Annotated in this window: 15 protein-coding genes; 9 read left to right on the top strand and 6 right to left on the bottom strand. The window is 57.2% G+C overall.

Annotated elements, in window-relative coordinates; translation table 11 throughout:
• Positions 1–4 precede the first annotated feature (4 nt).
• The 3 genes from PG731_RS01620 to PG731_RS01610 all read left to right on the top strand — a co-directional run bounded on the left by PG731_RS01620 (position 5) and on the right by PG731_RS01610 (position 3,678).
• Positions 5–952: an HAD hydrolase family protein gene (locus PG731_RS01620; protein ID WP_270771723.1), complete on the top strand. Its 948-nt coding sequence runs from the start codon at positions 5–7 to the stop codon at positions 950–952.
• Between the two features lie 76 nt (positions 953–1,028).
• Complete coding sequence (locus tag PG731_RS01615) at positions 1,029–2,621, top strand: xylulokinase (RefSeq protein ID WP_270771721.1); 1,593 nt, start codon at positions 1,029–1,031, stop codon at positions 2,619–2,621.
• Positions 2,622–2,796: 175 nt separating this feature from the next.
• On the top strand, positions 2,797–3,678 hold the full coding sequence (locus tag PG731_RS01610) for a DUF5926 family protein (RefSeq protein ID WP_270771717.1): 882 nt from the start codon (positions 2,797–2,799) through the stop codon (positions 3,676–3,678).
• Positions 3,679–3,771: 93 nt separating this feature from the next.
• On the opposite strand, the gene PG731_RS01605 is transcribed toward PG731_RS01610, so the two are convergent.
• The 4 genes from PG731_RS01605 to PG731_RS01590 all read right to left on the bottom strand — a co-directional run bounded on the left by PG731_RS01605 (position 3,772) and on the right by PG731_RS01590 (position 7,996).
• Positions 3,772–4,605 (bottom strand): glycosyltransferase, encoded by an 834-nt coding sequence (locus tag PG731_RS01605; protein WP_270771715.1) that lies wholly within the window; start codon positions 4,603–4,605, stop codon positions 3,772–3,774.
• Between the two features lie 58 nt (positions 4,606–4,663).
• Entirely contained in the window at positions 4,664–7,216 is a 2,553-nt protein-coding gene (locus PG731_RS01600; RefSeq protein ID WP_270771714.1) for a heavy metal translocating P-type ATPase, read from the bottom strand.
• A gap of 204 nt (positions 7,217–7,420) precedes the next feature.
• The gene (locus PG731_RS01595) at positions 7,421–7,666 is read right to left on the bottom strand and encodes a heavy-metal-associated domain-containing protein (protein ID WP_195224678.1); all 246 of its coding nucleotides are present in this window, start codon (positions 7,664–7,666) and stop codon (positions 7,421–7,423) included.
• A 45-nt stretch (positions 7,667–7,711) separates the two neighbouring features.
• Positions 7,712–7,996, bottom strand: a complete 285-nt coding sequence (locus PG731_RS01590; RefSeq protein ID WP_006680528.1) for a metal-sensitive transcriptional regulator — start codon at positions 7,994–7,996, stop codon at positions 7,712–7,714.
• A gap of 189 nt (positions 7,997–8,185) precedes the next feature.
• Here PG731_RS01590 and PG731_RS01585 point away from each other — a divergent pair, with 189 nt between their 5' ends.
• The 4 genes from PG731_RS01585 to PG731_RS01570 all read left to right on the top strand — a co-directional run bounded on the left by PG731_RS01585 (position 8,186) and on the right by PG731_RS01570 (position 12,763).
• The gene (locus tag PG731_RS01585; RefSeq protein WP_270771712.1) at positions 8,186–9,682 is read left to right on the top strand and encodes an alpha/beta hydrolase; all 1,497 of its coding nucleotides are present in this window, start codon (positions 8,186–8,188) and stop codon (positions 9,680–9,682) included.
• Positions 9,683–9,725: 43 nt separating this feature from the next.
• Positions 9,726–10,364 (top strand): hypothetical protein, encoded by a 639-nt coding sequence (locus tag PG731_RS01580; protein ID WP_040318343.1) that lies wholly within the window; start codon positions 9,726–9,728, stop codon positions 10,362–10,364.
• Between the two features lie 82 nt (positions 10,365–10,446).
• On the top strand, positions 10,447–12,168 hold the full coding sequence (locus PG731_RS01575; RefSeq protein ID WP_270771711.1) for a glycoside hydrolase family 13 protein: 1,722 nt from the start codon (positions 10,447–10,449) through the stop codon (positions 12,166–12,168).
• Complete coding sequence (locus PG731_RS01570; RefSeq protein WP_270771709.1) at positions 12,161–12,763, top strand: 3'-5' exonuclease; 603 nt, start codon at positions 12,161–12,163, stop codon at positions 12,761–12,763. The genes PG731_RS01575 and PG731_RS01570 overlap by 8 nt, the downstream gene beginning before the upstream one ends.
• Before the next feature lie 25 nt (positions 12,764–12,788).
• On the opposite strand, the gene PG731_RS01565 is transcribed toward PG731_RS01570, so the two are convergent.
• Positions 12,789–13,367: a hypothetical protein gene (locus PG731_RS01565; RefSeq protein ID WP_270771707.1), complete on the bottom strand. Its 579-nt coding sequence runs from the start codon at positions 13,365–13,367 to the stop codon at positions 12,789–12,791.
• A gap of 276 nt (positions 13,368–13,643) precedes the next feature.
• Between PG731_RS01565 and PG731_RS01560 the strand changes: the two genes are divergently transcribed.
• Together PG731_RS01560 and PG731_RS01555 are read left to right on the top strand one after the other, a co-directional pair.
• Positions 13,644–14,528, top strand: coding sequence for a DMT family transporter (locus tag PG731_RS01560; protein ID WP_270771706.1), 885 nt, complete (start codon positions 13,644–13,646; stop codon positions 14,526–14,528).
• Positions 14,529–14,686: 158 nt separating this feature from the next.
• A complete protein-coding gene (locus PG731_RS01555) occupies positions 14,687–14,905 on the top strand; it encodes a hypothetical protein (RefSeq protein WP_219585522.1) in 219 nt (72 codons plus the stop codon).
• Between the two features lie 240 nt (positions 14,906–15,145).
• Here PG731_RS01555 and purB read toward each other — a convergent pair whose 3' ends face one another.
• Positions 15,146–16,615 carry an adenylosuccinate lyase gene (gene purB, locus PG731_RS01550; protein WP_270771703.1) on the bottom strand — a complete coding sequence of 490 codons (1,470 nt, stop codon included), beginning with the start codon at positions 16,613–16,615 and terminating at the stop codon, positions 15,146–15,148.
• Between the last annotated feature and the right edge of the window lie 69 nt (positions 16,616–16,684).

Raw genomic sequence — 16,684 nt, 5'->3', positions numbered from 1 at the left:
TCACATGGCTGAAACTTCCAACGCACCCATCGTTAACCTTGTGTCCCCGCCCCCATCGGGTGAGGCACCGATCCAGTTTGAGTCACTGGTCGAATCGGCATTTCAGGCGTTGCCCGAATCGATACCGACGGATCCGAAGAAGATCCTGATCGGTCTTGACCTTGATGGAACGGTGCTCTTACCGACGGGGGCGTCGGCGCGTGTGCGCGCAGCAATCGGCGCTGCTGAAGGTGCGGGGATGAACGTCGTTATTGCGACGGGGCGTTCGTTGGAAGCAACGCAGCCGGTGCTTGAGCAACTGGGGGATCCTCGTACGTGGGCGCTCTGCTCGAACGGTGCTATCCGCGTTCACTTTTCTGACGCGTATGCTTCTGGCGCATTGTCTGCTGACATTTCCACTTTTGATCCGTCGACTTTGGTTGACCAGGTTGGTCAGGAGATGCCGAATGCTCTGATCGGTGTGGAAATTCCTGGAATGTTCCTCATCTCCGACGTTTTTCCACCCGGGGAACTGATCGAAAAATTCGCCGTGAAACCGATCGAAGACCTCAAGGTAGCTGACGCGATCAAGGTTGTCATTCGTGAACCGGCGATGAACCGTGAAGAGTTTGAAATTGCTTTGACCAATGCGGGAGTTATTGGGAACTGGGAATGCTCGATCGGTTGGACCAGTTGGGCTGACGTTCTTCCCCTAGGAGTAACGAAAGCCAGCGGGCTTGAAACGCTGAGCGCCGACTTGGGTGTTCCCTTTGAAGGCACTGTCGCGATCGGTGATGGCACGAATGATGTTCCCATGATTGAGTGGGCAAACTTCGGCGTTGTCATGGGTGGCGCCGATGATGGTGTGAAGAAATCCGGTGATTTTGTCACAGGGGCCGTCGAAAATGATGGTGCTGCGGCCATCATCTGTGCACTTCTTCGTCATTGTGGGCAAACCCTTACGGACATTTGAGTCAGTGATAGCGTGGTGTCGATAACGCGTGAAACAATTTCGGCACGTCAACGATGACAAGTGGAGGACTAAACGCATGAGCGCTACAGTTCAAGAGCTGATTGAAAACGGCCAGACCGCGCTGGGCATCGAGCTCGGCTCAACCCGAATTAAGGCTGTTCTTATTGGCCCCGACCACGAGGTTCTGGCGACGGGTGCTCATTCGTGGGAGAACCAGATTGTCGACGGCCTCTGGTCATACAGCCTTTCCGCCGTCAAAGAAGGCTTGTGTGATGCCTATGCGACGCTGGTTGCGCAGGTGAAGGAACGCTACGGTGTTGTTCCTACGACCTACGGTTCGCTGGGTATTTCGGCGATGATGCATGGCTACCTTGCGTTTGATGCCGATGGCAAGCAGCTTGCTCCGTTTAGGACGTGGCGTAACACGAACACGGGTCGCGCCGCGGCCGAGCTGATCGATACGTTCCACTTCAATATTCCGCTTCGCTGGTCGATTGCTCATCTTCATCAGGCGGTCATTGATGAAGAGACGCACGTTCCTCAGATTGCGTCGATCAATACTCTGTCTGGTTGGGTGCATGAGCAACTGACTGGTCGCCATGTTCTGGGTATTGGTGACGCGTCGGGTATGTTCCCGATTGATTCGGTTGCCGGCGATTTTGATGCGTCGATGGTTACTTCCTACGACGAGTTGGTTGCTCCGCGGCATCTGCCGTGGCGGTTGTCCGACCTGCTTCCGACGGTTTTGAGTGCTGGCGAAGATGCGGGTGTCCTGACCGAAGAAGGCGCGCTGTTGCTTGACCCGACGGGCACACTCCGCCCGGGTATTGCGATGTGTCCGCCTGAAGGTGACGCCGGTACGGGCATGGTGGCGACGAATTCGGTGGCTCAGCGTACGGGTAACATTTCGTGTGGCACCTCCGTGTTCCTCATGATTGTGCTGGAGAAAGCGTTGAAGCGCCTGCACACTGAGGTCGATATGGTGACGACTCCCGACGGTTCGCCGGTGGCGATGGTTCACTCGAATAACGGTTCGTCCGAGTTGGATGAGTGGGTCGGCATGTTCGTCGAGTTTGCGAAGCTTGCGGGCATGGATATGAAGGTTTCTGACGTGTATGACCTTTTGTACTTCAACGCGCTGAAGGGTGATGCCGACGGTGCGGGATTGCTGGCATACAACACGCTGTCCGCAGAGCCGATCATGGGCTTGGAAGGCGGTCGCCCGCTGTTCACTCACACCCCGGATGCCACGTTCACCTTGGCGAATGCGTTCCGCGTTCAGCTGATGAGCGTCTTCGCAGCCGTCCGTATTGGACTCGACATTCTTGCCGATGAAGGGGTCGGGCTGGACAAGGTTTTCGCTCACGGTGGTCTGTTCAAGACGCCGGGTGTGGCGCAGAAAATCCTCGCGGATTCGCTGGGGATTGCGGCGTCCGTTGGTGAAACCGCTGGCGAGGGTGGCGCGTGGGGTATCGCGGTGCTCGCTCAGTTCATGAAGTCGCGCGGTGAAGATGAGACTCTTCCCGAATATCTTGATTCCAAAGTGTTCGCGAACGTCCAGGCTAGCGTCATCGACGCGGATCCCGATGATGCTAAGGCGTACGAGAAGTTCCTGGAACGCTTCAAGGCAGCTCTTCCGGCCGTTCAGGCTGCCGCGGATAATAGTTGAATTTTCCGGGCACTTCCAGGTGCCAGTTTCGCTTGCGGCCCCGGCCTCGTGAATAATAATGACGAGGCCGGGATCATCTGCATTGTCGCACCGCGCTTGATTGTGCCCGATTGGACTAGCGCCGAACCGGACGCGGAATAACGCCGGTGGGCGCGCTACCGCTACGATTTGGACTATGGGTAAAGCAAGCCGCCGCAAGAAGGTAACAAATCCTGCCGCTCGTCCGGCATTCCGCGCTCCGATTCCGTTCGTTTCCCGCCCTTACGAGGGTCTCAAGGGTGAGGTTGAACTGGTCGCCATGCGCGAGATCCTCCCGTGCGCCATCATGAGCGCACGCACTAACGCTGAGCATGGCGCGGTCGAATTCGATTTCGTCACTCTGCTCCCGGACGGTCATCCCGCGATGGTGCGTGGCGATGGTCGAATTCTGGTTGCAGCTCAGACTCGTTTCAACTCGGCCGACCTGTCACACGACGCTGGCGCTGCAATTCTCGCAGCGATTGCAGCCAAGGCCGACGGCGTCGAGGGCGTTATTGACATTGATGTGCGCGAACCTTCCGATCGTCTCCAGGACATCCTGGATCCGGAAGGCTTCGGCGAAATGAGCCTGGAAGAAAACTTCCACTTCTGGTTGAACCCGGAAGAGGAAATGGACGAGCAGACCGCTCGTGCGCTTGAAGAAAACCGCGACGAGGTCATCCCGACCGTCGCAGTTCCCGGTGTTACCGGCATGTTCTGGTGCGAGATGAACCGTAACTTCGTGCGCTACGTGACCGACGTGGAAGAGTCCGCGCTGTTCACCGGCTTGGCTCGCCTGCAGGCAGCTGGCAAGGCTCGCATGGGTGAGGGCTCGCGCTTCGTAGGGGCGTTCCGTGCATGTGGCATCGCAATCCCGGTCTTCGAACTTGCCGAGGGTGCGACTGCTGATGACATCGCCGAAGACGCAGCAACCCTGGCAACCGAGCTTGAAAAGGCTCTTGCCGTGAAGGAGCCACTGACCGCTGATGAGCGTCGTGCTCGCCAGGGCATGGTCTCGCGTCAGGTGACGATCCGCTGATTGATGGTGTGAGTCGCTGACAAGCGTATGGTGCCCTGCTTGGGATCCTCCCAAGCAGGGCACCCAAGTTTTACGGTTGAAATCCTTGAACGGCTAGACGTCAGTGACTTCCCGATCACGTGCAACGCATGGGTAGGGGATTCCAACGCCCTGGCGAGCATTCGCATACAGGTGCGGGTGATGGTGGCGCGCTTTTGCGCGACCGAATACCGTGCGAATTGAAGCGATCGTCGTATCGGTGAAGCGCGTACGCGGGTTCAAATCGCCGAATGATTTATCTGCACCGGTGCGTTCGAAACTGCAGGGAATTTCAATGATCGACAAGCCCGCGTTGAGCACATCAATCGTCATCGCAATTTCCAAGCCGTACCCGTTCATAAAGGGCATAGCTGCCGTGATTCCCTCGCGTGTCACGCAACGCACGGACGCAAGCGGGTAAGCGGGTTCCCAGCCGGTTGCGCGTCGAATAACGCGACGCGCCAACTGCGCAGCCCGTCCCAATTTCGACGTGAGGCTCATTCCTATGGGAATAGAACAAGCGCAGTCGGCTTCACCGTTCATCACGGACTCAACAAGCGCAGTAGCCTCAACCGCCGAATCGCCCAAGTCAGCGTTCAGAACAAGAAGAAGACGCGCAGGCCAATCCGCCCGATCACGCATCGCGGCCACTTTGACGCCAGTCTCGATGGCGGATGCGCGGCCTCGTTCCACAGAATGGCGGACGACGACTGCACCGGCGGCGCGGGCGGCAGCTCCCGTGTTGTCATCGGACCCATCGTCGACGACGATCAGCAGATCGACGCCGGGGATGGCTCGGCATGCGCGCACAGTACCGGCAACATCGTGGCCAACATTGTGGGCTGGGATGATGGCTGCCACTCGTTGAGGAGCGACGTTTGACCGCGCTGGCAGACTGGGAGGATTCACTCTTACAGTGTAAAACACTGGCAAAGTCTGTTAGGGCAGTTGTTCACGTGGTGACCCGCTATTGTGCTGAACGCAAACGCAACGAATTCAACACAACGAACACGGATGAGAACGCCATCGCAGCCGACGCAAGCATGGGGTTCAGCAGGCCGGCGATTGCCAGCGGAATCATCGCAACGTTGTAGGCAAATGCCCAGAACAGATTGCCCTTAATGATGCGCAGGGTACGGCGCGAAATGCGGATGGCAGTGGCTGCGCTGGTCAAGTCGGAATTGACCAACGTAATGTCGGCGACCTCGATCGCAACATCGGTCCCTGATCCCATAGCGATCCCCAGGCCATGGGCGCCCGCCTGAGCAAGTGCCGCAGCGTCGTTTACGCCGTCGCCAACCATGGCGACAACGTGTCCCTCATCCTGCAAGCCCTTGATGACGTCGAACTTCTTTTCCGGCATGACCTGCGAAATAACGCGCGAAATACCAACTTGCTGAGCAACATGTTGAGCGGCTGCCTCGTTGTCTCCGGTCAGCAGGATCGGCTCAATCCCCAATCCCTTGAGCTGCTCGATTGCGGTCTTAGACGTGTCCTTCACGGTGTCGCGAACAACCAGAACACCGTACGCATAGCCTTCAATATGCTCCGGCAGGATCCTCTGAGCGGAGGTCGCCTTCTCTTCGGTGTTCGCTGACATCGCCGTCTCTGACGCAGATACGTCGGTTCGCGCAAGTACGGTTCCTTGATATCCCGCGTTGTTGACGATGGTTTCGAGTTCTTCATCCGTGTGCGGTTCGGTCAGCGTGATCGTCGCGGACTCGGTCGCAAGGTTCACCGAGGCACTGACACCGTCGAGTGTGCCGAGCTTCCTCTCGACCCTGCGCACACACGACGCGCACGTCATGCCCTGGACGTTCATCGTGATTGTGGCCAGGGGAGCGGGCGCGGTCAAGCCGGGGACGCCAATCGAAGTTTCTGCCGACTCGGAGGTGGAAGAGTTGGCCACCGATTCTACTGTGGTGGCTGGGTGAGCGTGGCCGGCCTCGTTGGAATCACTCCACTGGCCCGTCCGGGCGATCACGATTGCGGTCGCGCCACTTGCTTCGGCGGTGGCAATTGCAGACTCGACCTCATACGGAATAGTGACGCCCAGAGAATCCAGCCATGACGCGCGTCCAACCAACACCAGCGAATCGCCACCGGAAGGGGTGTCTATCAGCGCAGATACACCACGTCCTGCGTGGTTCGAGAATCCGCGAATCGACGAGGCCGCGACTCCCCGCGCGCCCGCACCGGCGACAATGGCGCGAGCAATAGGGTGCTCGGACGCGGACTCAACCGCGGCAGCAAGGCCGAGGATTGTGTCTTCCGATAGTCGGTCGCTGTTCGACTCCGGTAGAGTAACGATGCTTTCCAGCGACATCTTGCCGGTGGTGACGGTGCCGGTCTTATCCAGAACGATCGTGTCGATCGTTCGCGTCTGCTCCAGCGTTTCAGCGGATTTGATGACGATACCCAGCTGGGATGCGCGACCGGATCCCACCAGAAGGGCGGTCGGAGTCGCCAAGCCGAGTGCGCATGGGCAGGCGACAACCAGCACGGCGACGCCGGCGGTAAAGGCTGTCTGTAGAGATGCTCCAGCGATCAGCCAGCCGATCAAGGTCAGCAGTGCGATGCCGATGACGATTGGAACGAAGACTCCGGAAAGACGGTCGGCAAGTCGCTGAACAGGGGCTTTACTGGCCTGCGCTTGGCTCACCATCGCGCCGATGCGAGCAAAAGTAGTGTCGGCTCCGACTCGGGTTGCCTTGACCGTGAGGGTGCCCCACGTGTTGATTGTCGCGCCGGTGACCTCGTCGCCCACGCTGACGTCTTCGGGCACCGATTCGCCGGTCAGTAGGGAAGTGTCGAGTGTGGACTGGCCTTCAACAACGATGCCGTCTGTGGCTACCTTCTCGCCGGGGCGAACGATGAACATGTCGCCGACCTGTAAAGATGCTGCCGGAACAACCATTTCGTGACGCTCGCCGGTGGCGGGATCGACTTCGATCTTCGTCGCTTCCTTTGCGCCGAGTTCAAGCAGTGCTCGCAGTGCGTTGCCGGCGCGGTATCGAGCGCGCGCTTCCATCCACCGTCCGCTCAGAAGGAACACGGTGATCGTGCAGGCTCCCTCGAAATAGAGTTCCGCGTGGTGTGTGGCCGTGGCTGCGCGTGGAAAGAGACTCATCGACATGCGTATGCCGAGTTCGCCTGCGCCACCGAAGAGGAGAGCCCACCAGCTCCACAGGGAGGACGCAATGACGCCCAGTGACACCAGGGTGTCCATCGTTGTTGATCCGTGGCGCCCAGCCGCAAAGGCTGCCTTGTGGAAGGTCCATGCACCCCAAGTGGTGACGGGGATCGACGCAATGGCGACAACCCACTGCCAGCCGACGAACTGCCAGGCGGGCACCATCGACACAAGCATTGCGATCAGCCAGAAGGGGATGCAGATGATCAGTCGGCGTTTGAGGTTCTGCGCATGAACTTTGACGCCTTCGCCGATGTGGGTTGTGCCCTCGGAATTATAGGAGTCGGAAACGGGGGCGACGGAGTGAAGAGTGGGGGATATGGACACGGTTGTCTTTCCTTGTCCGCTTGCCGGGACGTGTCACGAAGGCTGAGTGTGTGGGCATGCCGACTGGTGGTGTGCCCGCGGGCGGTCGTGGGTGTCCGGGCGCGGAAGGGAGGTGGTCGAGGACGTGGCGCGTTATGTTGGGCCAGGTGCCGGCCAGTTTTGAGGAACGAGGTCGGGCGCGGGCATCGCCCGCGCCCGAGGGTCTCAGAAGTCGCGGGTGATGCTGACCAGCTCGAAGCCTGCTTCGGACACGGCTTCACGCAGGGCATCATCGTCAAGGGCAACGTCGGATACGAGGGTGACCTTGGAGGTGGCACCGGAGTTGAGGATGACGTCAACGTTCTTCACGCCGGCAACTTCGGATAGTTCCTCGGTGACGGACTGGACGCAGTGTCCGCAGGTCAGGCCATTAACGGCGAGTTCAACGGTGCGATCAATTTCCATGGTCATGGCGTTCTCCTTGTTGTTGTGGCTGGATCGTGCACAGTAGGTGGTTCAGGACTTGATGAGCCGGGCGATTGCCTTGGTGGCCTCTTCAATCTTTTCGTGCGCGGCTTCGTCGGATTCTTTGGCGGCGTGGACGACGCAGTGGTTCATGTGGTCTTCCAGCAGGCCGATGGCAACGGAATTGAGCGCTGATTGGACGGCGGACATCTGCGTAATGATGTCGATGCAGTACTCGTTTTCGCTGACCATGCGCTGGAGTCCGCGAACCTGTCCTTCAATACGGCGGAGTCTGGCCAGATAACGGTCAGTGGAGGCTGAATATCCGTATGCCATGGGTCGCCTTTCCTGCTTGTCCTTCTCAAATGAAGATACCCCTAGGGGGTATGAGTGTCAATGGCTGAAGTCTGTCATGGTACGTGTGGACCTCAGGGAACAAGCAAATAAACAGGGGTTGTCCCCGATTGCGCCTTGTGCTGACCGCACTACGCTTGAAACATAAGGAACAGTGGGAAAGGAGAAGCCATGGCGCATCGTCGTACACCACGCATCTATGCGCCTCGCCGTGTTCCCCAGTCGTTTTCTCCCGCTTACACCGCCATGCGCCTGATTCCTTTGGTGCCAGCACTCCTTGCCTCCGGAGCATTAGGTCTTGTATCAGAACTACCCGTCCTCTCTGAAGAGATGCGACAAAAAGCTCGCCACGCCTCTCAATCGATGGGCGACGATTCATCTGAGCGCTCGCAACGCCTTTTCTTCGACGAACCCGGTCTTGATACGCTCTTCGTCCGCTTCCTCGCCGGTAGTGCGCAGGCCGTTTCCCACGTGGCAAAGACGGTGATGCGTGCTCGTATCGCCCTTGAACCCGATAGTCCAATGGGGAAACGAGCAGCTCAAGCACTTCCCCTTGTTCCCAAACGCGCATACGACACATTGATGACCGGAATGCTGTCGATCGGAACGGCCGTGGGCTACATTCATTCCGGCCCTGTTCACGCCCAAGTGATCGCAGATTCAGCCGAAGCCTCGTCCATTGATCCCCCAGCCGGACACGCCACAGCTGCACTTCGTCGCTGGGAAGCCCCCCAGAGTCTGGGCGATCTATGCGCCGATATTGACGACATGTACTGGTCGATGACCGACGGGAACACGGTGAAAATAACCCGCGTCGGAGAAGGGGAAGCCCGCAGATGGCTGGTATCCCTGCCCGGAACGGCGCATATGGACTTCGAATCGAACGCGAATCCCGCGGATATGGAATCAAACATCCGCGAAATGATCGGTATCGAATCGAATATGCGCAGTGGGCTTGTCATGGCGATCCACGATGCAATGAAACGCGATGGGCTTAACCCGGGAGAGTATGCAACGGAACCGGTGTTGATCTGCGGTCATTCGCAGGGGGGATTGATTGCGACCGTGTTGGCGTCGATGAATCCCAAGACGGCCGGCCTCGACGTGCAAGCAATTCTGGCGACGGGAGCACCGGCGCGCAGGTATCGGATTCGCCCGGACGTCACCATGGTGTCGCTGGCTCACGACCAGGACGTTATCCCGTCGATGGATGGGACTCCGGCGCGTCAGGCCGATCACCGAGTCACGATCGGTCGTAAGTTGGTGCGGCCGCGCCGCCAGCCTCTCTATTACGCCCATTCGTCGGCAACGTACACCGAAACAGCGCGTCAGTTGGAGCGCATGGTGAAGGTCAATCCGTGGGGTCGAACCGCGTCCGCTGTTGCCGCACTACAGGATTTTCTTCCTCAAGATGACGAGGTCACGCGCGTCATGTTTTACGAAATCTGGCAGGACGTCACAACGCCGACCTCTTTTGAGACATTCGACCCGGTGGTAACGCTTGCAAAAGACGATTCCGTCACTCCCGTGGAATTCGATGTCTCGTGGCCACCCTCCTCATCGCGCGCCACCGTCTCAGTTGCATCCAGTGACTCCGATGAAGGGGCGCTACTCACATCGACTGTGAATGACTTCCCCTCCCTGGAAAGGACACCCAATGACGAGTGAATCCACAGGCTCAGAATTGTCCAAAATCGGACGGAGAATGCGGATGGCTGCCATGTCGCGCCAGAGCATACCTTCAGCCGGCAACGGCAAGAAATCTCAGATTCCGCAGATCGGAAGCCCTCTGCTGATCGGGGTCTTGGGCGTTGGCGCGTTGGGTGCAGGTATCGCCTTTCGCGCAATGAAGCCGACACGTCGACGAGGCCGATCAGACCGTTTTGAAACTTTGATCGAAGCGGGGATCGATGATGCTCTTACTGAAAAATGCGGGAAAGACATTCACTTCGATGTGTCGGTGAACGTGGGGGAAGGCTTCGGGAAACCGGCGCTGGTGACCTTCGATGTCACGGTTGATACCGACGGAGCTGAGTGCCAAGAAGATGACTTGAGAGAGATCCTTGATGGGGCGACCCAAGCTGTCTGGGACAACGGTGAATTAGCTCCACTCGCTATCCGCGGTCGTATTATGGCGCAGGTTCTAGCCGATGCCGACTGTGACACAGCGGGGCAGACAGACCAGAACTCTATATCCGCAGATGCTCTGGACATGAGCGAAACGGGTGCGGCCTCGTCGATAGTGATGGCGGATATGACGCTACTGGGATTCGACGACGGAACCGCTCGACCCACCGACCTGTTCGAGCGATACGGTGCTCCCGCATCGGATCGGAACTGGCGCCCATAACAACGCAATTCGGTTTCTCCATGGTCTGATGGACAATAGTGGAGTGTGCGGAGCGCAACGGACTATCAGATTGGGGATTGGAATGACTGCTCACCAGGAACACAATGGGGCGTGGTGGCGCGGTGCGGTCGCATATCAGGTCTATGTACGCTCATTTCGTGACTCGAACGGCGATGGGATTGGTGACCTGCCGGGCGTGACGCAGTCGCTGGACGATCTGGCGAAGTTGGGCGTTAACGCGATTTGGCTGAACCCCTGCTATCCATCTCCGCAACACGACCACGGCTACGACATCGCGGATTATCGTCAGATCTTGCCCGACTACGGAACTCTGGCCGATTTCGATCAGCTGGTCGCGCACGCTCACGCGCGGGATATTCGCGTGCTGATGGATATCGTCCCCAACCACTGTTCCAGCGAACACCAGTGGTTCATCGACGCTATTTCCGCAGGTCCCGGCTCACCCGAACGCGATCGTTTTATCTTTGCCGACGGGGAAGGTGACGGGAGTCAGCCACCGAACGACTGGCCGTCGATTTTCGGTGCCTCAGCCTGGGATCGCTTAGACGATGGGACCGAAAACCCTCAGTGGTATCTGCATCTTTTTGACTCCACGCAACCTGATTTCAACTGGCGTAACCAGGATGTTCGCGCCGAATTCCTCGATATTCTGCGATTCTGGTTTGACCGTGGAGTCGACGGGTTCCGTATCGATGTTGCGCACGGAATGGTGAAGTCGCTTCCGATTCCGCGCGGTACGCACGCGGACCGGTCGGGCTTGTGGGCTCAGCCGGAGCTCTTCGAAATCTATAGGCAGTGGCGTCAGCTTGCCGAATCCTACGATCCGCCGAAGTATTTTGTCGGCGAAGCGTGGGTCAATGATCCCGAGGTTTTCACTCGTTTTACGGCCCCCGGGCATCTTCAGCAGTCATTCGCGTTTGACCTGCTGGTTCAGTCTTGGTTTGCGTATAGGTTGCGTCGCTCGATTGAGCAATCCTACGCGGTTGCCGGGCAAGAAGATGGGCCCGCGTGGGCGTTGGCGAACCATGATGTTCACCGCCTGGTTACCCGCTTGGGTCAGGAACGCATCGACAAAGATCCCGATCCTTTCGACATGCTGGCCGATGCCCGTCGAGATACTCCCGTGAATACTGTGCTGGGCAAGCGTCGTGCGCGGGCAGCAACCGCGTTGCTTTTTGCTCTGCCGGGAACGGCCTATGTGTATCAAGGTGAAGAACTCGGACTTCCAGAAGTACTCGATCTGCCCGATTGGGCTAGGCAAGACCCGATGTGGATTCGCACGAATGGTCAGCAACGAGGCCGCGATGGCTGTCGTGTCCCCCTGCCGTGGAAGAAGCGCGGATCGTCAATGGATTTTGGGCCCGATGGTGCTTCTGCTCCGTGGCTACCTCAACCTGAAGAATTCCGAGCGTTGGCACGTGACGAACAGGGTGAGGATCCAACATCGATGCTGTCTTTGTACATGCGATTGGGTGGACTCCGACGCCAACTTGTTGGGTCAGCGCACCGTGTGCACTGGGCTGATCGGGTTCCCGAAGAAGTTTTGGCGTTCAGCGCGGGAAGACTGTTCTGCGCGACGAATACAGGTGGAGAAGATGTTGAGGTCCAGGTGCCTCAAGGTGCCCAGATGCTCCTGAATACTGCGGTTGCCGACTGTGACGTGCACCTGTTGGATAACGGAATGTCACTGGCTGGTGGCACTGATTCTGATTCCCGCACGTGGTGTTTGCCCGCCGATTCAACATCCTGGTGGTCACTGAATGGTGGTGCTGACAATGAGTGAACAGAGAACAAGGTCGCGCTGGCCTTCTCATGCGAAATACATTCCCAACCTGCACTTCCTGAGGCAACCGTCTTTTGTTGCCGTCGATTTCGAAACCGCTAATCGCGGTGGCGGAGTCTCTGCCTGCCAGGTGGCATTGGTGAAAATGAAAGACGGGCAGGTGATTGACGAATTCTCAACCTTCATTCAGCCACCGCAGGGTTATAACCGGTTCGAATTCACATGGCTTCACGGAATCGGCCCGCGTCAAGTAGCGACGGCTCCAATGTGGGATCAAATCGCTGACCAGATTGCACGCTTCGTTGGCGATCTCCCCGTCTACGCTCATAACGCGATGTTCGACGCTCGAGTCTGGAAAGACTTGGACGACTACTTTGGGACGCTTTCTTTGCCCCAGTATTTTTTCTGCTCGTATTTGACGGCACGACGAATGCTTCCGGGCCTCGAAAACTATAAGTTGCCGACTGTTCTTCACGAATGTGACCCGACCTTTAGTCTGAATCACCACGAAGCGGGTTCCGATGCTCACGCTTGTGCGCGAATCGTCAGGCACCTTGCGTCCCGCGATGATCTGCACGGCGCTCTTGCCCCCTGAAAACAGCCTTTCAGCCAGCGCATTCTTAGATGGGGCACCTGCTCAAGGTGTCTTTTACCGTGCTCTTCGAACCGACCCACACGGCAATGCGATGATCGATCGACTCAAGCAACTTGAAGGCATCATGCATGCGCGCGTCAATGTCGTCGTCTAACAGGAACTCCATGTGCGCAACGCGGTTACGCAGATTGTGTAGGCGCGCCACCCTTCCGTAGGTGATTGACCCGTCGGGGTCCTTCTCATTCGGGAAAGCGTGAATCAGACACTGTTTCCACAACGCGCGACGATGCTTCTCTGCCTCCAAGCCGGCCAAATCTGACGGTGTGCTTGTCCCATGATGAGGAAGAAGATCCGCCCACATTCCAAACATGACGCAGGACAGGACGTCATCATGCGATGGCTGGTCTTTGCGAGAGTGAGTCTTCGGTTTTTGTTTAGATTCCTTATTCGCCCAGTTCAACGCTTGGCTTCGCTTTGAAGCAGAGAGCTTATCGAGCGGGGGAGCTGGATCCTCAAGAAGCCAACTGGTCGCTTCAGGGTCCTGTTTGTGGTTCCACTCCTGAAGTTGCCGATCCATCGCGTTGCGAACAAAAACTTCGGTCATCCCCAGAATGAAATGAACATCGGACGCCAGTTCGGCGTGCCAACAGTATAGTTCCAGGCTTTTGGGAATGTCCCCTCCCGTGCGCTTCAAATACGGCTTGAGCCTGGCCATGGAAATGTGGCTCACTAGGAGTTCTTGCTGCGACACTGTCATAAATTGATGGTGTCAATCAGCGCAACGCCTGGCAAGTGGTTTCGTCGCAGTGTTGTGTTTCGATACCGAACCTTCAAGTGGACGTGCGCGCGCGGGTGCAAGCGCCTGGTTTAGGCTGGCGTGATGAAAACCCGAGTTGATGGCATTGCAATGCTGGCCCTGATCTGTGTGACCGCGATCTGGGGCTCGACGTTCTTCATCATCAAGGGGATCCTGACGGCGATTCCGACGCTGGACTTCCTGGGCGTCCGCTTCTTCATTGCAGCGCTGGTGATTTTTGTTTTACGAGGCCGCACACTTCTGCGAGCTCCTGTCACCACGTGGAAGCGCGGATTGATGGCGGGCACGGTCTTCGCCGTGGCGCAAATCGTGCAGACGATTGGCCTGGAGACGGCAGATGCGTCGGTGTCCGGTTTTATTACGGGCATGTACGTGATCCTGACGCCACTGTTGCTTTTCATCGCGTTCCGGACGCCGATTTCAAAACCCGTCGTGTTTGCGCTGGTCTTGGCGTTTACTGGGTTGTCGATTTTGTCTCTGAACGGTTTTAGCGTCGGACTTGGTGAGGGACTGACCTTCATTTCGGCTGTGTTGTTTGCCGTTCATATTGTGCTTCTTGATCAGTGGGCTGGTCAGGAATCCGGTCTTGATTTGGCAGCCATTCAGCTGATTGCTCTTGGTGTGATCTGTGGTGTTTCAGCCTTGCCAGGTGGGATCGTCCTGCCGTCGGGAATCAACGGTTGGGCGGTCATGATCTACATGGCGGTCATTGCCGGCATCGTAACTGTGGGACTTCAAACATGGGCGCAGTCAAGAATTCCTGCGACTAGTGCCGCGGTCATTATGACGATGGAGCCCGTGTTCGCAGCGATCTTCGCGATCCTCTTTGGTGGCGAGCATTTGACGTGGCGACTGTTCGCAGGTGGCTCGCTGGTGGTGGGCGCGATGCTCTTGGCAGAGCTTGCTCCACGGAAGTCTTCGACCGCAGATGAGGGTCTCGTGTCATAATTATGACAACGGCAGATAGCAACGGTGGATACTGGGTTTCAAGCCCTCTACTAGAGAACTAAAATATAAATTAGTAGGCTTTTTGGAATGAATTATAAAATTAATCTAAAATGCGAAAGTAAAGTAATAGAAAGTAGAATTTTAGGAGGCAAAATCTTATGAAAAAATCCGGCAAATGCCCAAAGTGCGGAAGTGGCAATATTTTATTTATACCAGGTAAAGTTGGAGCTTATGGTACAGGGAATAATATTCCTATAGGTCTCACTACTCTATCTTCTGTTTTAGTAGAAAGATATGTATGTTGTAAATGTGGATTTTCTGAAGAATGGGTTGATATCTCTGATATTGAGAAGCTGGAGAAGAAATATGGTAAGTGATCTAAGTCTAAAATTATAGGATTAACAGTCCAGCCGAACGACTATAAAACTTAGCTTTTGTAAAAGTTGATATTGCTATAAGATTTTTCACCCGGGAGTGGTGGTCTCGGAAGATTCGGATTCCGTGTCCTGATTGTTTCGATCGCGCCCAGTCGCTAGCGCATCGATTCAAAGGTCAAGGTGTAAAAGTTTCGGGAGTGAGCAGATTGCTCACTCCCGAAACCTATGCGATCAGTTGGATCAGCGTTCGTCGTTCACCCAGTGTGCTATTTCGGTCGACAGGCCGATGTAGGTTGCGGGTGTGAGAGCGCAAAGGCGAGCTTCTTCTTCTGCGGGCAATCCAAGACCGGCGATGAACTCACGCATTTCGCTGGCTCCGACCTCGTGGCCACGGGTCAGCTCCTTCAGGCGCTCGTACGGGTTCGCCATTCCGGTCGCGCCGGCGATTGACGCGGTGCGCATGACCTGTTGAACCGCTTCGCCGAGAACTGCCCAGTTCGCATCTAGGTCGGCAGCCATACGGTTAACGTCAATGTCAACGCCGTCAAGGCCACGAACCAGGTTGAAGAACGCGAGGATCGAGTGCCCGAGGGCAACACCAATATTGCGCTGGGTCGTCGAGTCGGTCAGGTCACGCTGCATACGCGAGGTGACCAGCGTCGATGCCAAGGAATCGAGCAGTGCGCACGAGACTTCCAGGTTCGCTTCGGCATTCTCGAAGCGAATCGGGTTCACCTTGTGGGGCATAGTCGACGAACCGGTGGAGCCCTGCGCTGCGAGGTTCTGGTGGAAGTAGCCCATCGAAATGTAGGTCCAGCAGTCGGTTGCCAGGTTGTGTGCGATACGTCCTGCGCGCGCAACGTCGGAGTAAAGCTCTGCCTGCCAGTCGTGAGATTCGATCTGCGTGGTCAGCGGATTCCAGGTCAGGCCCAAGCCTTCGACGAAGTTGCGAGCGATGACCGGCCAATCAGCGTTCGGGACGGAAACGACGTGCGCTGCCCAAGTTCCCGTGGCGCCGTTGATCTTGCCCAAGTATTCGGTGTTTTCGATGCGTGCCAGCTGACGAGCGAAACGGTGTGCAAACACGGCCATTTCCTTGCCCATGGTGACGGGCGTTGCGGGCTGACCGTGCGTGTGTGCCAGCATCGGAGCATCTGCGCCGGCCTCAGCAAGGCGCAACAGTCGAGCCTGCAGTTCGCGGGCGGCAGGTAGCCACACCTGCTCGACGCCAGCCTTGATGGTGAGCGCGTAAGCGAGGTTGTTGATGTCTTCCGAGGTGCAGAAAATGTGGACAACCTCGCGGAGGTTCGGCAGACTGGAGTCTTCACCGAGCACACCGGACGCGGCTTCAAGGTATTCGCCGATGAGGTATTCAACAGCTTTCACGTCGTGGCGCGTAACAGCTTCGAATTCGCCGAGGCGCTTGATGTGGTCGGCGGAAAAATCGCGGGGCAGTGCGCGCAGGTAGTCGCGCTCAGCGTCGGTCAGGATCGGCGCGCCCGGAAGGACGCCGTTGTCGAGCAGGTGGATCAGCCACTCAATTTCGACGTGCACGCGCGCACGATTCAAGCCGGCTTCGGACAGGTGATTCGCAAGAGGTGCAACGGCTGCGCGGTAGCGACCGTCAAGCGGAGACAAAGGTTCACCAGATGCTGCGAGATCGGCGTAACCATGATCGGTAGAGAAAAGGGAAGTCCAGTTTGCGCTCATAGTGTCATCTTTTCACGTTGGCGCGCGACTAAGAACCGGTGTTCAGCAACTAAGGTGATGATGCCGGAC

The sequence above is a fragment of the Pauljensenia sp. OF14-1SRA genome (genome assembly GCF_027694595.1).
In the GTDB taxonomy this organism is placed as follows: domain Bacteria; phylum Actinomycetota; class Actinomycetes; order Actinomycetales; family Actinomycetaceae; genus Pauljensenia; species Pauljensenia turicensis_B.
Note: the sequence above shows the minus strand (reverse complement) of the source record. Positions and strands in the feature narration are given on the sequence as shown.

Excerpts from the sequence above, each read along its gene's own strand:
- PG731_RS01560 (WP_270771706.1), top strand. The coding sequence starts at position 13,644 with ATGAAAACCCGAGTTGATGGCATTGCAATGCTGGCCCTGATCTGTGTG.
- PG731_RS01570 (WP_270771709.1), top strand. The coding sequence starts at position 12,161 with ATGAGTGAACAGAGAACAAGGTCGCGCTGGCCTTCTCATGCGAAATAC.
- PG731_RS01565 (WP_270771707.1), bottom strand. The coding sequence starts at position 13,367 with ATGACCGAAGTTTTTGTTCGCAACGCGATGGATCGGCAACTTCAGGAG.
- PG731_RS01585 (WP_270771712.1), top strand. The coding sequence starts at position 8,186 with ATGGCGCATCGTCGTACACCACGCATCTATGCGCCTCGCCGTGTTCCC.
- PG731_RS01595 (WP_195224678.1), bottom strand. The coding sequence starts at position 7,666 with ATGACCATGGAAATTGATCGCACCGTTGAACTCGCCGTTAATGGCCTG.
- PG731_RS01575 (WP_270771711.1), top strand. The coding sequence starts at position 10,447 with ATGACTGCTCACCAGGAACACAATGGGGCGTGGTGGCGCGGTGCGGTC.
- PG731_RS01615 (WP_270771721.1), top strand. The coding sequence starts at position 1,029 with ATGAGCGCTACAGTTCAAGAGCTGATTGAAAACGGCCAGACCGCGCTG.
- PG731_RS01580 (WP_040318343.1), top strand. The coding sequence starts at position 9,726 with ATGGCTGCCATGTCGCGCCAGAGCATACCTTCAGCCGGCAACGGCAAG.
- purB (WP_270771703.1), bottom strand. The coding sequence starts at position 16,615 with ATGAGCGCAAACTGGACTTCCCTTTTCTCTACCGATCATGGTTACGCC.
- PG731_RS01555 (WP_219585522.1), top strand. The coding sequence starts at position 14,687 with ATGAAAAAATCCGGCAAATGCCCAAAGTGCGGAAGTGGCAATATTTTA.
- PG731_RS01620 (WP_270771723.1), top strand. The coding sequence starts at position 5 with ATGGCTGAAACTTCCAACGCACCCATCGTTAACCTTGTGTCCCCGCCC.
- PG731_RS01590 (WP_006680528.1), bottom strand. The coding sequence starts at position 7,996 with ATGGCATACGGATATTCAGCCTCCACTGACCGTTATCTGGCCAGACTC.
- PG731_RS01610 (WP_270771717.1), top strand. The coding sequence starts at position 2,797 with ATGGGTAAAGCAAGCCGCCGCAAGAAGGTAACAAATCCTGCCGCTCGT.